The organism is Shewanella alkalitolerans, assembly GCF_019457575.1.
Taxonomy (GTDB): domain Bacteria; phylum Pseudomonadota; class Gammaproteobacteria; order Enterobacterales; family Shewanellaceae; genus Shewanella; species Shewanella loihica.
The window spans coordinates 1-20,939 of the sequence record NZ_CP080422.1 but is presented as its reverse complement, the minus strand read 5'-3'; the positions used below and the strand labels follow the sequence as shown (position 1 = coordinate 20,939).

General features: G+C 53.6%; 18 protein-coding genes. 12 read left to right on the top strand and 6 right to left on the bottom strand.

The genetic code is table 11. The annotated features are described in order from the left end of the window. Positions 1 to 6: 6 nt before the first annotated feature. From fadA to K0J45_RS00060, 7 genes are all read left to right on the top strand, one after another. Positions 7 to 1,170, top strand: coding sequence for an acetyl-CoA C-acyltransferase FadA (gene fadA / locus K0J45_RS00090; protein ID WP_144202293.1), 1,164 nt, complete (start codon positions 7 to 9; stop codon positions 1,168 to 1,170). A gap of 355 nt (positions 1,171 to 1,525) precedes the next feature. Beyond that, a complete protein-coding gene (locus K0J45_RS00085) occupies positions 1,526 to 2,014 on the top strand; it encodes a GNAT family N-acetyltransferase (protein ID WP_220043802.1) in 489 nt (162 codons plus the stop codon). Continuing rightward, positions 1,998 to 2,462, top strand: a complete 465-nt coding sequence (gene ybaK / locus K0J45_RS00080; RefSeq protein ID WP_220043801.1) for a Cys-tRNA(Pro) deacylase — start codon at positions 1,998 to 2,000, stop codon at positions 2,460 to 2,462. The genes K0J45_RS00085 and ybaK overlap by 17 nt, the downstream gene beginning before the upstream one ends. A 133-nt stretch (positions 2,463 to 2,595) precedes the next feature. Next, positions 2,596 to 2,841 carry a sulfurtransferase TusA gene (gene tusA / locus K0J45_RS00075; RefSeq protein WP_011863825.1) on the top strand — a complete coding sequence of 82 codons (246 nt, stop codon included), beginning with the start codon at positions 2,596 to 2,598 and terminating at the stop codon, positions 2,839 to 2,841. A 166-nt stretch (positions 2,842 to 3,007) separates the two neighbouring features. Next, the gene (locus K0J45_RS00070) at positions 3,008 to 3,448 is read left to right on the top strand and encodes an MOSC domain-containing protein (RefSeq protein ID WP_220043800.1); all 441 of its coding nucleotides are present in this window, start codon (positions 3,008 to 3,010) and stop codon (positions 3,446 to 3,448) included. Positions 3,449 to 3,769: 321 nt separating this feature from the next. Further along, the gene (locus K0J45_RS00065) at positions 3,770 to 6,955 is read left to right on the top strand and encodes an amidohydrolase family protein (protein WP_220045177.1); all 3,186 of its coding nucleotides are present in this window, start codon (positions 3,770 to 3,772) and stop codon (positions 6,953 to 6,955) included. 212 nt (positions 6,956 to 7,167) lie between these two features. Continuing rightward, entirely contained in the window at positions 7,168 to 7,845 is a 678-nt protein-coding gene (locus K0J45_RS00060) for a hypothetical protein (RefSeq protein WP_220043799.1), read from the top strand. 5 nt (positions 7,846 to 7,850) lie between these two features. On the opposite strand, the gene K0J45_RS00055 is transcribed toward K0J45_RS00060, so the two are convergent. Then, entirely contained in the window at positions 7,851 to 8,420 is a 570-nt protein-coding gene (locus K0J45_RS00055) for a DNA-3-methyladenine glycosylase I (RefSeq protein WP_220043798.1), read from the bottom strand. Positions 8,421 to 8,529: 109 nt separating this feature from the next. Here K0J45_RS00055 and glyQ point away from each other — a divergent pair, with 109 nt between their 5' ends. The 5 genes from glyQ to pxpA all read left to right on the top strand — a co-directional run bounded on the left by glyQ (position 8,530) and on the right by pxpA (position 13,975). After that, a complete protein-coding gene (glyQ, locus tag K0J45_RS00050; RefSeq protein WP_011863820.1) occupies positions 8,530 to 9,435 on the top strand; it encodes a glycine--tRNA ligase subunit alpha in 906 nt (301 codons plus the stop codon). 12 nt (positions 9,436 to 9,447) lie between these two features. Further along, positions 9,448 to 11,517: a glycine--tRNA ligase subunit beta gene (gene glyS, locus K0J45_RS00045; protein ID WP_220043797.1), complete on the top strand. Its 2,070-nt coding sequence runs from the start codon at positions 9,448 to 9,450 to the stop codon at positions 11,515 to 11,517. A 100-nt stretch (positions 11,518 to 11,617) separates the two neighbouring features. After that, entirely contained in the window at positions 11,618 to 12,304 is a 687-nt protein-coding gene (gene pxpB, locus K0J45_RS00040; RefSeq protein ID WP_220043796.1) for a 5-oxoprolinase subunit PxpB, read from the top strand. Beyond that, the gene (locus tag K0J45_RS00035) at positions 12,301 to 13,257 is read left to right on the top strand and encodes a 5-oxoprolinase subunit C family protein (protein WP_220043795.1); all 957 of its coding nucleotides are present in this window, start codon (positions 12,301 to 12,303) and stop codon (positions 13,255 to 13,257) included. Before pxpB ends, K0J45_RS00035 begins: the two co-directional genes overlap by 4 nt. Then, complete coding sequence (gene pxpA, locus K0J45_RS00030) at positions 13,247 to 13,975, top strand: 5-oxoprolinase subunit PxpA (RefSeq protein ID WP_220043794.1); 729 nt, start codon at positions 13,247 to 13,249, stop codon at positions 13,973 to 13,975. The genes K0J45_RS00035 and pxpA overlap by 11 nt, the downstream gene beginning before the upstream one ends. A gap of 33 nt (positions 13,976 to 14,008) precedes the next feature. On the opposite strand, the gene K0J45_RS00025 is transcribed toward pxpA, so the two are convergent. From K0J45_RS00025 to dnaA, 5 genes are all read right to left on the bottom strand, one after another. Then, positions 14,009 to 14,728, bottom strand: a complete 720-nt coding sequence (locus K0J45_RS00025; RefSeq protein ID WP_220043793.1) for a hypothetical protein — start codon at positions 14,726 to 14,728, stop codon at positions 14,009 to 14,011. Positions 14,729 to 14,849: 121 nt separating this feature from the next. Next, positions 14,850 to 17,267 (bottom strand): DNA topoisomerase (ATP-hydrolyzing) subunit B, encoded by a 2,418-nt coding sequence (gene gyrB / locus K0J45_RS00020; protein WP_220043792.1) that lies wholly within the window; start codon positions 17,265 to 17,267, stop codon positions 14,850 to 14,852. A 16-nt stretch (positions 17,268 to 17,283) separates the two neighbouring features. Next, positions 17,284 to 18,366, bottom strand: a complete 1,083-nt coding sequence (gene recF, locus K0J45_RS00015; protein WP_011863813.1) for a DNA replication/repair protein RecF — start codon at positions 18,364 to 18,366, stop codon at positions 17,284 to 17,286. Between the two features lie 72 nt (positions 18,367 to 18,438). Continuing rightward, positions 18,439 to 19,539 carry a DNA polymerase III subunit beta gene (dnaN, locus tag K0J45_RS00010; protein ID WP_220043791.1) on the bottom strand — a complete coding sequence of 367 codons (1,101 nt, stop codon included), beginning with the start codon at positions 19,537 to 19,539 and terminating at the stop codon, positions 18,439 to 18,441. A 20-nt stretch (positions 19,540 to 19,559) separates the two neighbouring features. Next, the gene (gene dnaA / locus K0J45_RS00005) at positions 19,560 to 20,939 is read right to left on the bottom strand and encodes a chromosomal replication initiator protein DnaA (protein ID WP_011863811.1); all 1,380 of its coding nucleotides are present in this window, start codon (positions 20,937 to 20,939) and stop codon (positions 19,560 to 19,562) included.

Genomic DNA, 20,939 nt, shown 5'->3' with positions numbered 1-20,939 from the left:
AGAATAATGAAACAAGCAGTTATTGTAGATTGCATCCGTACTCCCATGGGCCGCTCTAAGGCTGGGGTATTCAGAAACGTGCGCGCCGAGTCGCTCTCTGCCGAGCTGATGAAGGCCCTCTTGGTTCGCAATCCTCAACTCGATCCTAACACCATTGAAGACGTGATCTGGGGTTGTGTGCAACAGACGCTGGAACAGGGCTTCAACATCGCACGTAACGCGGCGCTGCTAGCCGGCATTCCGAAACAGGCCGGAGCGGTGACGGTAAACCGTCTGTGTGGTTCTTCCATGGAAGCCATTCATCAGGCGGCTCGCGCCATCATGACAGGCATGGGTGATACCTTTATCGTCGGCGGTGTCGAGCACATGGGCCACGTACCTATGAACCATGGTGTCGACTTCCACCCAGGCCTGGCCACCAACGTCGCCAAGGCCTCGGGCATGATGGGCCTCACCGCCGAGATGCTAGGCAAGATGCACGGCATCACGCGCCAACAGCAAGATGAGTTTGCGGTACGTTCACACCAACGTGCCCACGCGGCAACGGTCGAAGGCCGCTTTGCCAACGAGATCCATGCTATCGAGGGTCACGATGCCAACGGCGCACTGATCAAGGTTATGCATGACGAAGTAATTCGTCCCGAGACCTCTCTGGAATCGCTGGCGACCCTGCGTCCGGTATTCGACCCAGCCAACGGTACTGTCACCGCGGGTACCTCTTCGGCATTGTCTGACGGCGCCTCGGCCATGTTGGTCATGGAAGAAGAGAAAGCCAAGGCCTTGGGTCTGCCGATCCGTGCTCGTATCCGTTCTATGGCGGTTGCTGGTTGTGACGCCGCCATCATGGGCTATGGTCCGGTACCGGCCACCCAGAAGGCGTTGCAACGCGCCGGCCTCACCATGAACGACATCGACCTTATCGAGCTCAACGAGGCCTTCGCCGCGCAGTCACTGCCATGTGTGAAAGACCTTGGCTTGATGGATCTGGTGGATGAGAAGGTCAACCTCAACGGCGGAGCCATCGCCCTGGGTCATCCACTGGGCTGCTCGGGCGCACGTATCTCGACCACGCTGATCAACCTGATGGAAAGCAAAGATGCGACCCTAGGTCTGGCGACCATGTGTATCGGTCTGGGCCAAGGTATAGCAACCGTATTCGAACGCGCCTAACGCGTCCCTTACCGTTTTGCCTAAGAAAAGGAGCGACCCAGTCGCTCCTTTTTTTGTTTCACGTGAAACACCAAGACCACACTTTCCTCAGCAGGCCTTTTACGCCTCAAGCGACTAATACCAATCACAGTAAGTAGATGGTCAGAAATAGCGCAGGGAAAACGCGTGAGAACAAGGCCGGATTTTTAGATAAGTAGTTATTCTACAATCAAAAATACTAACGCCGTTATCGCGCATTTTAACAAGCTAGAATGAACAGCTATTTACTACGATTGGTATAAGATAGTTTCTAGCTTTAACTTCGCCACCACTGCTGTAATATCATCATCAGGCGCATGAATTAAGATGGGGGCATATGGAAATAATTCGGTTAATCGACAAGCCAGAGGCCATAGGCCAAGTGGCCACCTGGTATCATGAAGAATGGGGTCACCTGGGGCCGAATCGCAGCCAAGCCGAATTAACCCACACCCTGAGCCAATATCTGCAATTGGCGGGCCTTCCCCAGCTCTGGCTAGCCCTGCATAACAATGTTCCCGTCGGTGCCATCCAGCTCAGGTATCAGGAAAACCCTCAATATCCTGCCGATAGCGTCTGGCTCGGCGGCATCTATGTAAGCCCCTCTTATCGAGGTCTGGGCATAGCTAAAGCGTTAATCGCCGTTGCCGAACAATATGCCTTAGCCTTTGACGCAGACAGCCTCTATCTGCAAACCGAAGCCAAAAACCTCGCCCTCTATCACAGCCTAGGCTGGCAGCTTGTCGCTACACTTCCCTACTCAGACCTATTGGTCAGCGTGATGCGTAAATCCTTAGAAAGAGAGAATCATGACACCCGCAACTAAGATGCTCGATAAGGCCAAGATCCCCTATCGTCTCCATGAATATCAACACGACGCCAATGCCGGCGCCTATGGACTGGAGGCGGCAGAGAAGCTTCAGCTTCCACTGGAATGGGTATTTAAGACCCTGGTCGCCGAACTCGATAACGGCACCCTGGTGGTAGCCATCATTCCCGTAGACAAGAAGCTCAACCTAAAACAACTGGCGAAGGCGGCGAAAGCCAAGAAGGCTGCCATGGCCGCGCCGGAAAAGGTGCAGCGCAGCACAGGATATGTGTTAGGTGGCGTTAGCCCTATTGGGCAGAAGAAACGACTTGCCACCTTTATCGACGAGAGTGCCCAGCAGCTGGCGCAGATCTATGTCAGTGGTGGACGCCGCGGCCTGGATATCGAACTCACCCCAACGGCTCTGCAAGATGTTACTCATGCGCGCTTCGCCTCTCTGGTATAATCCAGGGTGTTTCACGTGAAACGTCCTTTATAGGATCACAAATCCAGGGGGCGCGACTTGGCTTAAATGCCCGGCTAGCGTAATATTAGCCCCCTCGATTTTATCCGGTCTCACTTCAATTAAGGTTTACGATATGAGCGACCCTTTTGCACAAGCACAACACCAACTCGACGCCCTGGGACTACGTTGTCCCGAGCCTGTGATGATGGTGAGAAAATCGGTGCGCAAGATGAACGAGGGAGAGACTCTGCTAATCATCGCCGACGACCCGGCGACCACACGTGACATTCCCAGCTTCTGTGAGTTTATGGATCACACCCTGATCGCCAGCCAGACCGAGTCGACGCCTTATCAATATCTGATCAAGAAGGGTCTCTAATCCAACTCAAGTTCCACCGATTAAGGCAGTCGCTCATGCTCTTCTGCCTTAATCGACCCGCACCTTCCCCAGCGCCTATGCGCACTCGGCACCCAGCCGATTCCCCTTGCCAGCGGTTCGAGTCACGGTTTACACTGAGATTCGGCATTCAAAAGGATTGATAGAAATGGCAAGTTTACAAGGCATTAGCTACAAGGTAGTCAAAGGTGGACCCATGCTGGAAACCTCGGCGGCACTCGTCACCACCAGCACAGGGGTTGCACAAGATGTATTTGGAAAGCCAAGTAAACGTCAAGTCACCCTACTGTCGGCGCAGCAATGGCTCGCCGCCTGCGAGGCACTCGATACCGAACTTCCCTGGACCACACGCAGAGCCAACTTACTCATAGATGGCATCAGCTTCAGCGAAAAAGATCTCGGCAAGGTTATTCACGTAGGCGACTTACAACTGGAGATCACAGGTGAAACCGATCCCTGTAAGAAGATGGAGATGGCCTATGCAGGACTCGAAGCAGCCCTGCGACCAGACTGGCGCGGCGGCGTCACCTGTCGCGTACTCAACGATGCCGAGATCTGCATCGGCGATAGCGTACAGTTAGCCGATTAGCCCAGCTTTATCTCCTCCACTGGCAGCCACCTAGGCTGCCTTTATACTTTCAACCCGATTTCACTTCCGGTTACACAACTTTAGCAGCTAGGTAAATACCGACTTAACCTACCCTTGATATATTCACTAAGGTTTTCAGCCTATCTAACTTAAGCCCAATTTAAGCCGCCCAGGCTATCCTCACCATTCACCAAATGTCACAGAATTTAGGTTTTACTGTTATCGAATTTGTGCGATAACTAGTGCTGATTGTATACAACTACCTCTCTGTAGCCACTCAAAGGCGCCCAACCAAGGATAATAATGAAACTGGGAACTCCTATGCTAAAACAAAAATTAACGCCCCTATGCACGGCAATTGCCCTCACACTTGCCCTGCCGACCTGGGCGGCAGACAAAGATGCGCCTCCGGCCTGGCAGGTTAATGAACCCGCCAAAGCCCCACTGGAACAGGTTAAGATAGATGTCACCGAAGGCACCTGGATGAACGTCAGCGTCAGTCCAGACGGCAAACAGATAGTGTTCGACCTGCTGGGTGATATTTATCAGATGCCCATCGAAGGGGGCGAAGCTAAGCCCCTGGCCCAAGGCATCGCCTGGCAGATGCAACCCGTCTATAGCCCGGATGGCAAGTACATCGCCTTCACCTCAGATGAAGATGGCGGCGACAATATTTGGGTGATGAACGCCGATGGCACAGATCCCCGCCCTGTCACCAAGGAAACCTTCCGCCTGCTCAACAGCCCGGCTTGGAGCCCAGATTCTCAATATCTCATCGGCCGTAAACACTTTACCGGCAGCCGTAGCCTGGGGGCTGGCGAAGTCTGGCTATATCACGTTGCCGGCGGTACAGGCGTTAAGCTAACAGAGCGCCCCAACGAGCAGAAAGACCTGGGCGAACCCGCCTATTCACCAGACGGCCGCTACGTCTACTTCAGCCAGGATGCCACACCGGGTAAGACCTTCCATTACTCCAAGGACTCGGTAAAAGGCATCTATAAGATCAAACGCTACGACACCCAGACCGGTGACATAGAGGTATTGGTCGAAGGCACTGGCGGCGCGATTCGCCCAACCCCGAGCCCGGATGGCACTAAACTCGCCTACATCAAGCGTGATGGTTTCCAATCTACCCTCTACCTATTGGATCTAAAGTCTGGCAAGAAGACCAAGCTCTACGACAAGCTAGATCGTGACATGCAGGAAACCTGGGCCATCCATGGCGTCTACCCTACCATGAGCTGGACAGCCGACAACCAGGAGTTAGTCTTCTGGGCTGGTGGTAAGATCAATCGTCTGGACGTCGAGAGCAAATCGGTCAAAGAGATCCCCTTCAAGGTGAAAACCGAACTGGCGGTGCAGCCATCGGTACGCTTCAAGCAGAATATCGATCAAGAGAGCTTCGACGTGAAGATGCTGCGCATGGCGCAGGTATCACCGGACGGCGACAAGGTGGTATATGAAGCCCTGGGTAAACTCTGGATTAAGCGTCTGCCCGAGGGTAAGGTTAGCCGCCTGACGGACTTGGACGACCAAGTCAGGGAACTCTATCCTCAGTGGTCTCGCGACGGTAAGAAGATTGTCTTCACTACCTGGGACGACGACCAACAGGGTAGTGTTCGTGTCATCAATGCCAGAGGCGGTCGTAGCAAGAGATTGACCCAGGAGCCGGGCAAATATGTAGAGCCCACCTTCTCACCCGATGGTAAACTCGTGGTTTATCGTAAGATCAAGGGCGGTTATATCACGCCACGCACCTGGTCACAGGAACCCGGCCTCTATGTTGTCGACATCAAGGGTAAGGAAAACCGTAAGATAACACCCGATGGCTTTCAACCCCAGTTTGGTGCCGAGAGTGACCGTGTTTATTTCATGGATCATGGCGAGACACCTCAGTTCGCCTCGATCAACCTGCATGGCTTCCAGAAACGGGTGCACTACACCAGCAAGCATGCCACCGAATTCAGGGTCTCTCCAGACGGCAAGCAACTCGCCTTTGCCGAGCGCTTCAAGGTGTGGGTTACCCCATTTGCCAAGCATGGCGAGACCATAGAGATAGGTCCTAAGGCCGATAATCTCCCTGTGACTCAGCTCAGCGTGCGCGCCGGTGAAAGCATCAGCTGGAACGGCGACAGCGACCAGCTCTACTGGACCCTAGGCCCAGAGTTGTACCAGATGGAAGTCGACGCCGACTATCAGACCGACGAGAAAACGCCGACTATCGAACCTAAGATCACTCAGATTGGCTTCGAGAAGAAGGCAGATGTTCCACGTGGAACCATAGCCTTCGTCGGCGGCCGAGTGATCACTATGGAAGAGGATAAGGTGATCGAAAACGGTGTGGTGATCGTCGAAAACAACAAGATCGTCGCCGTCGGCGACGCCAACACCCAGGTGCCTAAGGGTGCACAGGTTATCGACATCAAGGGCAAGAGCATAATGCCCGGCTTGTTCGATGCCCACGCCCACGGTGCTCAAGGAGAGAATGAGATCATTCCTCAGCAGAACTGGGAGCTCTACGCTAATCTGGCGCTTGGGGTAACCAGTATTCACGACCCCTCTAACGACACTACAGAGATCTTCGCCGCCTCAGAGCAGCAGAAGGCCGGTAACATTGTCGGGCCGAGAATCTTCTCAACCGGGACGATTCTCTATGGGGCTAACTTACCCGGCTATACCTCTCACATCGACTCGGTAGACGACGCCAAGTTCCATCTGGAGCGCCTCAAGAAGGTTGGCGCCTTCAGTGTGAAGAGCTATAACCAGCCAAGGCGCAATCAGCGTCAGCAGGTAATCGCGGCGGCGAGAGAACTCGAGATGATGGTAGTCCCGGAAGGCGGCAGCCTGCTACAGCACAACCTGACCATGATCGCCGATGGCCACACCACGGTAGAACATTCGCTGCCCGCCGCGGCCATCTACAGCGACATCAAGCAGTTCTGGAGTCAGACAGAGGTTCACTATACGCCGACACTGGTCGTGGCCTACGGTGGTATCTCCGGCGAGAACTATTGGTACGATAAGACAGATGTTTGGGCTCACCCTCGCCTGTCTAAATATGTACCGAGCGATCTGCTGCAGGCCCGCTCTATGCGTCGTCCTACCGCGCCCGATGCTCACTATAACCACTTCAACGTTGCCAGAGTCGCCAACGAACTCAACGAGCTGGGTGTGAAACCCAACATTGGTGCCCACGGTCAACGCGAAGGCTTAGCCGCTCATTGGGAGATGTGGATGTTTGCCCAGGGTGGCATGAGCAACATGGAGGTGCTGAAGACGGCAACCATCAACCCGGCGGAAACCTTCGGCATGGATCATCAACTCGGTTCGATCAAGACAGGTAAGCTTGCCGACCTGATCGTTATCGACGGCAATCCCCTTGAGAATATCCGAGTCACAGATAAGGTGAGTTACACCATGGTCAACGGTAAGCTGTTCGATGCCGAGTCGATGAATCAACTCAATGGTGACAAGACTAAACGTAAGCCGTTTTTCTTCGAAATTTAAACGTTTTCAATTTTAAAATCTGGCAGAGATAAGCCACAAATTTTAATTTCAGAAAAATTTAAAAACAGGTCAAAAATGACCTAAAAAGCAAAAAGGATGTTTCACGTGGAACATCCTTTTTTTATATCTTGCATTTACATTCGCCAGCAAATTAGCCTAAGCTAATCGACCAAAGCTCAATCTGGAAGAGCACAACCAAAAGGATGCTGGAAATGAAATTCCTAAAACTTCCCCTACTTATATTATTATCCGCCTCGGCCATCGCCTATTTGATGCTAGAGGCAGACCATACTCAGCCAAGAGATGAGCCAAAGATCCCCATCGCCCAGACAGACCAGGACAGAAGTACTCAACGTCAGTCTCCGACCCAGCTCCAAACAAGCAGCAAGGTAGAAACAGTAAGCCTTATAAGTGAGAACACCGACGGCGGCAATAAGATCGATACAGATACACCCGAATCGAATGAGATAGAGGACGACAAGCGGACCTCGGCCAAGCAGCTGGTGGCGCAAATCATTGACGCGCAGGAGGTCGTTGATGGTGAGCAGATAAAAAAACTATTTGATCAAGACCTGGAAGCCTATGTCGATCTCATCGAGTCCCTCGATAACCATGATGCCACCAGCCAACAGCGCCAGACGGCTCTGGCGGACAGACTCACCCGTTTGCGGGAGACCATATACAGTGAAAAATATGCCTGCGGAGACAGAATCTGCGTCCTAAGCCTTACAACAGACACTATCAGCCAACAAAGTATTGATAAACTGAGTGAATTTGATAAAAACTACGCATTTATCAAGCAGACCCAACTCGACACGGGTGAGACACAGTTTCAGGCCATCTATCTGCAGACAGATGACCCTTCCACCATGCGCTTTAAGGGTTATTAATGCGCTTAACTGGACTTGTCTTGGTAGCAAAAACAGTCGGCGGTATGGTCGTTGACCATGCCAACCGCCTGCATGAAGGCATAGCAGATGGTCGGGCCAACAAAATTAAACCCAAGCTTTTTCAATGCCTTCGACATGGCTTCCGACTCGGGGGTCTGCGCGGGTAGCTGCTCCAGCCGCTGAAAGTGATTCAACTTGGGCTGACCGCCGACAAAACTCCAGAGAAATTCGGAGAAGTCGTTGCCCTGCTCCACGAAGGCGATGTAACCCTTGGCATTCTTGATGATGGAATTCACCTTGAGCCTGTTACGAATGATGCCGGGATTTTGTAGTAATTCCTCTACCTTTGCCTCGTCGAACTTGGCTATAACATAGGGGTCAAAATCGGCAAAGGCCGCCTCATAATTTTGCTGCTTCTTGAGTATGGTGATCCAGGAGAGACCCGCCTGTTGCCCGTCGAGACAGAGCTTGGCAAATAGCTCCCGACTGTCATACACGGGACGTCCCCAAACCTCGTCATGATACGCCTTATATAGCGGATCCTCGCCGACCCAGCCACAACGCTTTACATCCATGGTGTTTTTTCCTATTTTTCCGCCGTTAAGGTAAAAAATAACCTACATAAGCCTTTTTCAACAAGGTATAATCGAAACCATTTTCTATCACAAGCTGACAGTAGTAGACATGACGACGAAACATGACGTAAAAACATTCCAGGGTTTCATCTTAACCCTGCAGGAATACTGGGCGCAGCAAGGTTGCGCCATCGTTCAACCGCTGGACATGGAAGTAGGCGCGGGCACTTTCCACCCTATGACCTTCTTGCGTTCTCTTGGCCCTGAGCCGATGAGCAGCGCCTATGTTCAGCCATGTCGTCGTCCTACCGATGGTCGTTACGGTGAAAACCCTAACCGTCTGCAACACTACTACCAGTTCCAGGTAGTACTTAAGCCGTCGCCAAGTAACATCCAGGAACTCTACCTGGGTTCTCTTGAGGCCTTGGGCGTCGACATGAATATCCATGACGTACGCTTCGTGGAAGACAACTGGGAATCACCTACCCTGGGTGCCTGGGGACTGGGCTGGGAAGTCTGGCTAAACGGCATGGAAGTGTCTCAGTTTACCTACTTCCAACAGGTAGGCGGCCTGGAGTGTAGCCCTGTGACAGGCGAGATCACCTATGGTCTCGAGCGTCTGGCCATGTATATCCAGGAAGTCGACAGCGTCTATGATCTGGTGTGGACCGACGGTCCTATGGGCAAGATCATGTACGGCGATGTGTTCCATCAAAACGAGGTTGAGCAATCTACCTATAACTTCGAACACGCCAACGTAGAAGTACTGTTCAAGCAGTTTGACGACTGCGAGAAGGCTTGTAACGAGCTGCTAGCACTCGAGACGCCACTGCCCTTGCCTGCCTATGAGCAGGTGATGAAAGCCTCTCACGCCTTCAACCTACTCGATGCCCGTCATGCTATTTCGGTCACCGAGCGTCAGCGCTATATTCTGCGTGTGCGCACCATGGCCAAGTCAGTGGCTGAGTCCTATTACCAAGCCCGTGAAGCACTCGGCTTCCCAATGTGTAAGTAGAGGTATATTAAGATGAAATTTGAAAACTTACTCATTGAAGTAGGCACAGAAGAGTTACCGCCAAAATCGCTGCGCACCTTAGCCGAATCTTTTCTGGCTAACTTCGAAGAAGAGCTGCAGAAGGCCGAACTTAGCTATGAGTCGGCCACCTGGTACGCAGCGCCGCGCCGTCTGGCCCTAAAGGTTAATGCCCTGGTGACCGCCCAAGCCGACAAGGTTGTCGAGAAGCGTGGCCCGGCAATCGCCCAGGCCTTCGACGCCGATGGTAACCCAACCAAGGCCGCCATGGGCTGGGCCCGTGGCAACGGCATCACAGTCGAACAGGCCGAGCGTCTCACCACAGACAAGGGCGAGTGGTTACTACACAAGGCCAAGGTCGTCGGTGTAGAAACCAAGTCACTGGTAGCCGAGATGGCCCAGCGCGCCCTAGACAAACTGCCTATCCCTAAGCCTATGCGTTGGGGCAGCAACAAGACCCAATTTATCCGTCCGGTCCACACTGTCACCATGCTGATGGGCGACGAGCTGATCCCTGGCGAACTGCTGGGCATTGAATCGGCGCGCACCATCCGCGGCCACCGCTTTATGGGAGTCGATACTCTGGAGCTGGATCATGCCGATAACTACCTCTCCGCGCTGGAAACCCAGGGCAAGGTGATGGCCGACTATCAGGCGCGTATGGCCATCATCAAGGCCGACGCTCAGGCGGCAGCCGATGCCATGGGTGGCATCGCCGAGATCGATGAAGATCTGCTGGAAGAGGTGACCTCTCTGGTCGAGTGGCCGGTAGTGCTCACGGCCAACTTCGAAGAAAAGTTCCTCGACGTACCGGCCGAAGCCCTGGTTTACACCATGAAAGGCGATCAGAAATACTTCCCGGTATTCGACAAGGCGGGCACTCTGCTGCCGCATTTCATCTTCGTATCGAATATCGAATCAAAGGATCCGGCGCAGATCATCGCGGGTAACGAGAAGGTGGTTCGTCCACGTCTTGCCGACGCCGAATTCTTCTTCGAGACAGACAAGAAGCATAGCCTAGAATCTCGTCTCGCCAGCCTGGAAACCGTGGTATTCCAGCAGCAGCTTGGTACCATCAAAGACAGAGTCGAGCGCATCTCTGCCCTCGCCGCCTTCATCGCCCAAGGCATCGGCGCCGACAGCGAGCAGGCAGGCCGTGCGGGTCTACTCTCTAAGTCAGATCTCATGACCAACATGGTGATGGAGTTTACCGATCTACAGGGCACCATGGGTATGCACTATGCGCGCCTGGACGGTGAAACCGAGGCGGTTGCCCTGGCGCTTGAGGAGCAGTACAAGCCTAAGTTCTCTGGTGACAGCGTTCCGACTCAGCCTATCTCTATCTCGGTCGCACTGGCGGAGAAACTCGATACCTTAGTGGGCATCTTCGGCATAGGCCAAGCACCAAAAGGAGCGGCGGATCCTTTCGCCCTGCGCCGCGCGGCTATCGGTATCCTGCGTATCTGTGTAGAAAACAACTTGCCACTCGACCTGGTCGATCTGGTTGCCAAGGCACAGGAACTTCATGGTACAAACCTGAGCAACGCCGACACCGCAGAGCAGGTACTGGAATTCCTGATGGGCCGCTTCCGCGCCTGGTACCAAGATCAAGGCATCAGCGTCGATGTGATCCTGGCGGTATTGGCACGTCGTCCAACCTCACCGGCCGATTTTGACAGCCGCATCAAGGCGGTCACCCACTTCAGAAGCCTGGAGCAGGCCGCCGCACTGGCCGCAGCCAACAAGCGTGTGTCGAACATTCTGGCCAAGGTAGAGGGCGAGATCGCAAGCGATATCGACAGCAGCCTACTACAAGAGAGCGCCGAACAGGCGCTGGCCAGCAAGCTCAATGAGCTGCAGCCACAACTGGAGCCGCTATTTGCCAACGCAGACTACCAACAGGCACTGGCCTTGCTAGCTAGCCTGCGTGAAAGCGTCGACACCTTCTTCGAAGATGTGATGGTAATGGCCGACGACGAGGCCCTCAAGCAGAACCGTCTGGCGCTGCTGTCTAAGCTCAGAGCCCAGTTCCTGCACGCCGCCGATATCTCGCTGCTGCAATAAGTCACTGCTCATAAAACAAAAAACGCATCCTCAGGGGTGCGTTTTTTTATGTCCGGACATGCTATTGATGGCTATTGCGCCTCAAGCTCGTTAGACTCAAATGATGAGAGACAGTCATAGGTTTATCCCCTCTTTGCAGATCAATATCTATCCCTTGGGCGAACGCGCCCTGGTACTCGATCCTACGCCCGAGACCACACTCTCTTGGGCCGTGCAGTCTAAGCTTTGCTGGCTAGCCGAGCAGCTGCGCCAGTTGCCCAGTGTCGAAGAAGCAATCCCCGGCATGAACAACCTGAGCATAGTGGTCAGAGAGACCAGGCAGTTAAAGGCCATGCAGGCGAGACTGGCAGAACTATGGCAGAGCGCACCCACAGAGACACGTGAGAGTCGCACCATAGAGATCCCGGTAAGTTATGGCGGCGACGCGGGGCCGGATCTGATCTCTGTGGCCCAATTCCATCACCTCTCCCCTGAAGAGGTGATCAAACGCCACAGCCAGGCCAGTTATCAGGTGTTCTTCATCGGCTTTCAACCAGGGTTTGCCTACCTCGAAGGCCTGCCTAGGCGCTTACACACGCCAAGGCTAGCGACCCCGAGATTAACCATTCCCGCAGGCAGCGTTGGCATAGGCGGCGAGCAGACGGGTATCTACCCACTGGCGAGCCCGGGTGGCTGGCAGATCATAGGCCAAACTCAGCTGGCACTATTCGATCCCACCAGCGATACCCCATGCCTGCTCCAGCCGGGCGACAGGGTACGGTTCACCCCTGTGGAGATAGCGCTATGATGCGGCTAGATAGGGTAAACGGCCTAGCCAGCATTCAAGATCTCGGCAGGCAGGGACAGGGGCACCTAGGCATACCAAGCGGTGGCGCCATGGATAGCTTCTCGCTGATCCTGGCCAACCGCCTGCTGGGCAATGAGGATAACGCCCCCGCCATCGAGCTCGCCAGCGGCAGCTATGAGATCACCTTCGAGACCCCGAGCTGGGTCGCCCTGTGCGGCGCCACCTTCGAGGCTAAAATAAAGAGTGAAATAAAGGGCAAGGTAGACGGCCGCCCCCTGTGGCACGGCTGGCGCGGCCGAGTGAACCCAGGGGAACATCTAACTATCAAGGGACCAAGACAGGGCGTGTGGGGCTACCTGGCCGTCCTCGGCGGTATAAAGGTCCCCGAGGTTCTCGGCGGTCACGGTACCTTCCTAGCAGGACACTTCGGTGGCCATCGGGGGCGACAACTCGCCTCGGGCGATAGCCTTAACCTGAATGTCCATGCTGAAGCGAACTTCAGTCGTCCGGTTGGCGCGGTGCACAGGGCCAACGACGGCATACTGCGCGCCCTGCCCGGGCCAGAGATGAGCCAGTTCAGCGATCAAGATCGCAAGGCCTTCTGGCATGGCCACTGGACCGTTTCCCCCCAGAATGATCGCATGGGTGCCCGGTTGACAGGCGAGTCTCTGGATTCGGCCAAACATCTGAGTCTGCGCTCCCACGCCGTGCTACCGGGCGTGGTTCAGGTGCCGCCGAGTGGCCAACCTATAGTGTTACAGGCCGATGCCCAGACCAGCGGCGGCTACCCGAGAATGGCCATGGTGATCGAGGCCGACCGCTGGAAACTGGCCCAGGCCAGAGCAGGGCAAGCGATCCGCTTTCAGCATGTCAGCCCCAATCAGGTGGAAGATGCTAACCTTGAATGGCAACACTATTTCTATCGCTTAGCGAGGGTAATGGATGGAAGTTAAGCCGCTAAGAATCGACCTCAACGCCGACCTCGGCGAGGGAGGCCCACAAGACGAGGCGCTGCTGACACTGGTCACCTCAGCCAATGTCGCCTGCGGCGGTCATGTCGGCGATCGACAGAGCATGCTGGCGACGGTCAAACTCGCAAAAGCGCACCATGTAAAGGTTGGCGCTCACCCCAGCTATCCCGACAGAGCCAATTTCGGCCGCCTATCTATAGCCATAGAGGCGGAACCGCTTTTTAACTCGCTATTACAACAGATTAACGCCTTAAAGGCCGTATGCGACGAGCTAGGCGTCGATCTCCACCACGTGAAGCCTCACGGTGCCCTGTACAATGATGCGGCTCAGGATCCCGCTCTAGGCGACATTCTCATTCGGGTCATAGAGGCGATCAATCCAAAGCTTAAGCTGATGATATTGACGGGTAGCCCCTTGGTAACTCAGGCGAGACGCGCCGGCCTTGAGGTGATCGAAGAGGCCTTCGCCGATCGAGGCTACCTCGCCGATGGCCGGCTCGCTCCCCGCTCACAGCCTGGCGCGCTTATCGAAGATACCAAGAAGGTGCTCGAACAGGTTAGCTCCATAGTCGAAGAGCAGAAAGTGACGGCGGTAACGGGTGAATCGGTAAGCTGCCAGGCCACCAGCCTCTGCCTGCATGGTGACACCCCGCAGGCACTGGAGTTTGCTAGGGCGATTCGCGCCAGCCTGGATCATTAACAAATGCGCGATATAGACAAGGTCTAAGACGAATTAGCGTCGGCGATAAATCAGCAACAGATCGCCACCAGCAGTCGTCATACTATCGACCTCTAACTCCGGATGACTCTGCTCATAGCGGGCGACATAATCGCGAAGAAAGGTTACCGACTCATGACTGGCTCGCAGCAGACAGCGACTCTGCTTGCAATAGTGATAATTCACAACTAACTCGGTAAAGTCACCACCCCAATTGTCACCATAGGCCTCATCAATCTGGTTAAACTCCTCGACCTTAAGCTCTATGTATTGGTCGGTATCGTTAGCCATTAAATCGTTAAGCTCTGGCGGTGATGCCAAGAAATAGGGCTCTTGCTGATTGGCAACGTAGAAGTAGGCGGTCCCCTCTCGCATGAAAGGGCCCTCGTCTGCCAGGTACAGCTCCATTAAGCTGGCATATTCCGCCTGAGAGGGAGTTACTCGGTAAGAGGATAAAGAAGTGGACCTTGTCGAACTATTCTGCTGGTCTGCCGATGCTAAATCAGCATCAGGCTGACTGTTTGATGGGCTAATCTCTGAGTCCTTTCCTGATGAAGGCTGAATATCTGCGATAGCAACCTTAATGTCGGCTTCATCCTGTGCTTTCAGATGTTTTACCTGCTCCTGCATCGCACCTTGCTCCCTCGTGACCCCTTTATCTGTATCGCCAAGGAACAGGCCAAAGCCTAAGGCGAGTAACAAGATAGACAGCACGGCAAGATAAGCTTTTTTCATCGTCGACATCCCTTTCGCGAAACCCAGTAGATTAACCTAATAGGCAAGTCTTAAGATGTAAAGTCTTAGCGCAGACACAAAAAAGCCCCGGAAGACCGGGGCTTTTAAAACTCGCTAGCCGTTATACGTCCAGGTTAGCCACGTTGAGGGCGTTAGACTCGATGAAGTCACGACGCGGCTCAACCTGATCACCCATCAGACAGGTAAACAGCTGGTCGGCGGCAATGGCATCTTCGATGGTCACCTTAAGCATGCGACGCGACTCAGGATCCATGGTGGTTTCCCACAGCTGCTCAGGGTTCATCTCACCCAATCCTTTGTAGCGCTGGATGTAGAGGCCACGCTTAGAGTCGTTCATCAACCAATCCAGGGCGTCGACGAATGAAGAAATTTCCTTCATGCGCTCGCCACGCTTCACATAACCACCCTCTTCGATCAGACCTTCAAGCGCCTCGGCCAGGGCCGTCATACGCTGGTAGTCGCTCGACTGCAGGAAGTCGTAAGAGAACAGGTAGTGGGTATCGATACCATGCTTACGTACCGTCACCTTAGGCAGATAGACCTGACGCTCTGGGTCGAGGAAAGCTTCCGCGCTGAAGATGAAGCCACCCGATTCTGCTTCCGTCAGGGCTGCCACATAGTTGTCACACCACTGTTTCACCTTGGCTTCGTCGGCCAGGATATCGTTACTCAAGCCAGGCTGATACAGCATGCGCTCGGTCAACATGATAGGGAAACGCTGCTCGAGACGATCGAAAATCGCTTCCACTTCACGGTACTGGTACACCAACTTCTCTAGCGGCGCGCCAGACATGGCCGGTGCGTCTTGAGACGGATGGATCTCACCACCGTCCAGGGCCAGGTTAGTCAGGTATTCGGTCAGTGCCGGATCATCTTTCAGGTACTGTTCCTGCTTACCCTTCTTCACCTTGTACAGTGGCGGCTGGGCGATAAATACATAGCCACGCTCGATAAGCTCAGGCATTTGACGGAAGAAGAAGGTCAACAGCAAGGTACGAATGTGCGAGCCGTCGACGTCAGCATCTGTCATGATGACGATGTTGTGGTAACGCGTCTTATCGGGATCATACTCGTCACGGCCAATACCACAGCCCAAGGCGGTGATCAGAGTCGCGACTTCCTGAGAAGAGAGCATCTTGTCGAAACGGGCCTTCTCAACGTTAAGGATCTTACCCTTAAGCGGTAGAATCGCCTGGTTCTTACGGTTACGACCCTGCTTGGCACTACCACCCGCAGAGTCACCCTCCACTATGTAAATTTCAGAAAGCGCAGGGTCTTTCTCCTGGCAATCCGCCAACTTACCTGGCAGACCACCTAAATCTAATGCGCCTTTACGACGGGTCATCTCACGGGCCTTACGCGCCGCTTCACGGGCACGGGCCGCGTCGATGATCTTACCGACGATAAGCTTAGCTTCGTTAGGGTTCTCCAGCAGGTAGTCACCCAACTTCTCACCCATGGTCTGCTCAACGGCCGACTTCACTTCGCTCGATACCAGCTTGTCTTTAGTCTGAGAGCTGAACTTAGGATCCGGCACCTTCACCGAGATCACGGCAGTCAGGCCTTCGCGGGCGTCATCGCCGGTGGCAGAGGTCTTACCTTTCTTGTTGAAGCCTTCCTTGTCCATGTAACTGTTGAGGTTACGGGTTAAGGCGGCACGGAAACCGGCAAGGTGAGTACCACCATCGCGCTGAGGAATGTTGTTGGTGAAACAGAAGATGTTTTCCTGGAAGCCGTCGTTCCACTGCATCGCCACTTCGACGGTAATGCCATCTTCACGCTCTTGCACGAAGTGGAAGATCTCTTTGTTGACCGGGGTCTTGTTCAGGTTGAGGTAATCGACGAAGGCACTGATACCGCCCTCATACTTGAAGAACTCATCCTTGTTGTCGCGCTCGTCGATCAGGCGAATGCCTACGCCCGAGTTAAGGAATGACAGCTCGCGAACACGCTTAGCCAGAATATCGAAATGGAAAAGAGTGTCCGAGAAGGTCTCGGCGCTTGGCCAGAAACGGATCTCAGTACCCGTATTGGTGGCATCGCCTATCGCCTCGATCGGCGCATCTGGCTCACCCATGGTGTAGAACTGTTCATACAACTTGCCGTCACGGCGAATGGTCAGCTTAAGCTTCTCAGACAGGGCGTTAACCACAGAAACACCCACGCCGTGCAGACCACCAGATACTTTATAAGAGTTATCGTCGAACTTACCGCCGGCGTGCAGTACCGTCATAATAACCTGAGCCGCCGATACCCCCTCTTCTGGGTGGATAGCAACAGGAATACCACGTCCGTCATCCTTTACCGATACCGAGCCGTCGGCATGGATAGTAATGATCACGTCATTACAGTAGCCCGCTAACGCCTCATCGATAGAGTTATCGACCACTTCGAACACCATGTGATGCAGACCCGTACCGTCGTCGGTGTCACCAATATACATCCCAGGTCTCTTCCGTACCGCATCAAGGCCCTTTAGTACCTTAATACTCGAAGAATCGTAACTATTCTCTGACATATTATTCTCTCGTCGGTTATTCAATTACCGTTACACGCCCTTGTTCCACATGGAACACCTTAACGGGTGGCGTGTTTAACGAATCCATTATTGCCGCAGGCTCGATGGCGGTGACAAAGACTTGTGCGCCCGTATCGCTTAGCTGCTGCAGCAAGAGTTGCCTGTGCCTAGCATCCAATTCCGATGGCAGATCGTCCACCAGATAAATACTGTTTTTATCTATTTGTTGTTTGAGCAACTTTCCCTGTGCAATACGCAGCGCGCATACGAGCAACTTCAATTGCCCTCGGGACAGGGCATCTTGTACCGGCAAAGTCCCGACCCTTAATCTCAGGTCGGCCTTATGAGGACCACTGGCCGTGTGTCCCGCCGCTAAATCTCTGGGATATTGTGCCTGCAACAGGGTCTGATAATCAGTTTTACTATCCCAGCCTCGGGTAAAGGAAACCTTAACATCAACCTGAGGTAAAAACTCTTCGATTATACCCTTAAGTCGTTCATTTAACGAGCCTACATATCGCTTTCGTATCTCAGTCACGATTTCGGCATAGCGCACCAATTCCTTATCCCAAAACTGAATCTGTTGATAAGGGGTTTCGCTTTTAAGCATCTGATTTCTATGCTTTAAAATTCGCCTTACATTTGCCCAGGCGGTATAGAAACTCTTGTCGGTATGAAAGGCGCCCCAGTCGATAAACTGACGACGGGATTTTGGCCCCTCAAAAAGCAGTGAAAAACTCTCTGGCGTGATCACCTGAATGGGCAAAGTTTCGGCTAAGGTGGAGAGGCGTTTCACCTTTTCGCCGTTCATTTTGACCTCGGTTTCACCCGAGCGATAACGTCTAAGCCCTATCTTGGTCTCCTGCTCACCCTGCTCTAGTTGGGCAAACAGGGTCAGCTTGTCCTGATCATTCTGAATCACTCGCTGAGACAGGTGACTACGAAAGGAGCGCCCCATCCCCAGAAAGAAGATCGCCTCGAGAATACTGGTCTTGCCGCTGCCGTTCTGACCATAGATAAGATTCAGGCCGTCACCGAGCTGCAACTGGGCACTGGCGATATTACGAAAGGAATCGATATGAAGGCGAGATAAACTCATCTAATACTCATGGCAATGGCGCTAGGGCCATCTAAGAAGATGCACGCCCTTGCGGGCGCGCATAGCTTAAGACTAGAGACGCATCGGCATCACGACGTACATAGAATCTTCTTCGACGTGATTTTCGATTAGGGCACTGGAGTTACCATCGATCAGCGTGATGCGCACGTCATCCGATGGCAGGTTGTTGAGCACATCCAGGAGATAGCTGACGTTGAAACCTATCTCCAGCGGTGCGTTGTCATATTCGATATCGAGGATCTCTTCCGCCTCTTCCTGCTCTGGGTTGTTGGCGGTGATCTTAATCAGGTTCTGCTCCAGCTGAACGCGCACGCCGCGGAACTTCTCATTCGAGAGAATAGAGGCGCGCAGCAGCGCCTGCTTGAGCTGGTTGCGGCTGGCGATAACGATCTTGTCGCCGCCCTTAGGCAGCACGCGACGATAGTCAGGGAAACGACCATCCACCAGCTTGCTGGTAAACACGGCGCTCTGAGTCGTGGCACGAATGGCATTTTCACCGATAGCCAGGGTCACATCCAGATCTTCACCTTCGAACAGACGCTGCAGCTCTAATACGCCTTTGCGCGGTACGATCACCTGCTTCTCGGGCAGAGAGTCTTGCACCATGCGGTGACTCAGAGCCAGACGATGACCGTCGGTGGCAATCGCGCGTAGCACATTGCCTTCGGTTTCCAGCAGCAAACCGTTCAGGTAGTAACGCACATCCTGGTTAGCCATGGAGAACTGAGTCGCATCGATCAGCGACTTCAGGGTGCCCTGCTTGAGGGTAAATTCGATGTCGGCCTGGAAGGCATCCACATTGGGATACTCTTCGGCCGGCAGGGTCGCCAGGGTAAAGCGGCTGCGACCCGAGCGCAGTAACAAACGGTTGTCCTGCTGCTCTATCTTGAGTTCGACTTGATCGGGAAGGGACTTAACGATATCGAGAAATTTCTTTGCCGGTACTGTGGTACGGCCCTCTTGGGCCTCGCCTTGCAGCTGCGCTTGGCCGACTAGTTCGACCTCTAAATCGGTACCGGTCAACTTAAGTGAGTGACCACTTACTTCAACTAAAAGGTTTGCCAGAATAGGTAAGTTATGTCGTCTCTCCACCGCCCCACTCACGAGTTGAAGCGGCTTTAATAGGGCATCCCTATCAATTGAAAATTTCATCAGTTTCAATTTCCCAGAGTTTATGAAGATAGCGTACGGATTAAGTTAGCATAATCTTCTTTAATGTCATGACTTTCTTCACGTAGCTGGGCAATTTTGCGACAGGCGTGTAGCACTGTCGTATGATCACGGCCACCAAAGGCATCGCCAATCTCGGGCAAACTCTGGTTAGTTAACTCTTTCGACAATGCCATCGCCATCTGTCTCGGTCTGGCGACGCTGCGTGAACGGCGCTTCGACAGCATGTCGGCCATCTTGATCTTATAGTATTCAGCTACGGTTTTCTGAATGTTGTCTATAGTGACCAATTTTTCCTGCAGAGCCAAGAGATCTCTTAGGGCTTCACGCACAAAATCGATAGTGATCGGACGTCCGGTAAAGTTGGCGTTGGCGATCACCCTATTCAGCGCGCCTTCCAGCTCACGAACGTTAGATCTCAGACGCTTGGCAATAAAGAAGGCCACCTCATCGGGCAGGTTGATGCCACTCTCTTGGGCCTTACGCATCAGGATCGCCACGCGGGTCTCAAGCTCGGGCGGCTCGATGGCGACCGTCAGACCCCAACCGAAGCGTGACTTGAGACGATCTTCCACCCCGTCGATCTCCTTGGGATAGCGATCTGAAGTCAGGATCACCTGATGATTGCCCTCTAGCAGAGCATTAAAGGTATGGAAGAACTCTTCCTGGGATCTGTCTTTGTTAGCAAAGAATTGAATATCATCGATAAACAGCGCATCGACGCTACGATAGTAACGTTTGAACTCTTCGATCGCGTTGTTCTGCAGCGCTTTCACCATATCCTGCACGAAGCGCTCGGAATGCATGTAGACCACCTTGGCATTCGGATTGTTCTTGATGATGCCATTACCCACGGCGTGCAGCAGGTGAGTCTTACCCAAGCCCGTGCCACCATATAGGAACAAGGGGTTATAGGCGCCACCTGGATTTTCAGACACCTGCAAGGCGGCAGCCTTACCCAGCTGGTTAGACTTACCCTCGACGAAGTTGTCGAACTGGTAGGTGGGATTCATATTGCTTCTATGATTCGCCGTGGCCGCGGGTTCGTTGCTATTAAATGACGGCTTGCTTGGGGATTTTGCCGCAGGTGCAACAGGGCTCTTGGTCGAGGCAGCCGGCGCTGCCGGTTTGCTCGCAGGGCGACTACCGATGTCGAAACGCAGCTTGGGGGCGTCGCTACCCATCTGTTCGGTGAAGAACTGATTGATGGTATTGAGGTACTTATCTCTCACCCAATCGAGTACGAATCGATTCGGTGCATATAGCACAAGAGTTTCCCCATCCATTTCGGCTTGTAACGGTCTGATCCACATGCTGAATTGCTGAGCGGAAAGCTCGTCCTGTAGTCGTCCGATACATTGCTGCCAAAGTGAAACCGCCAC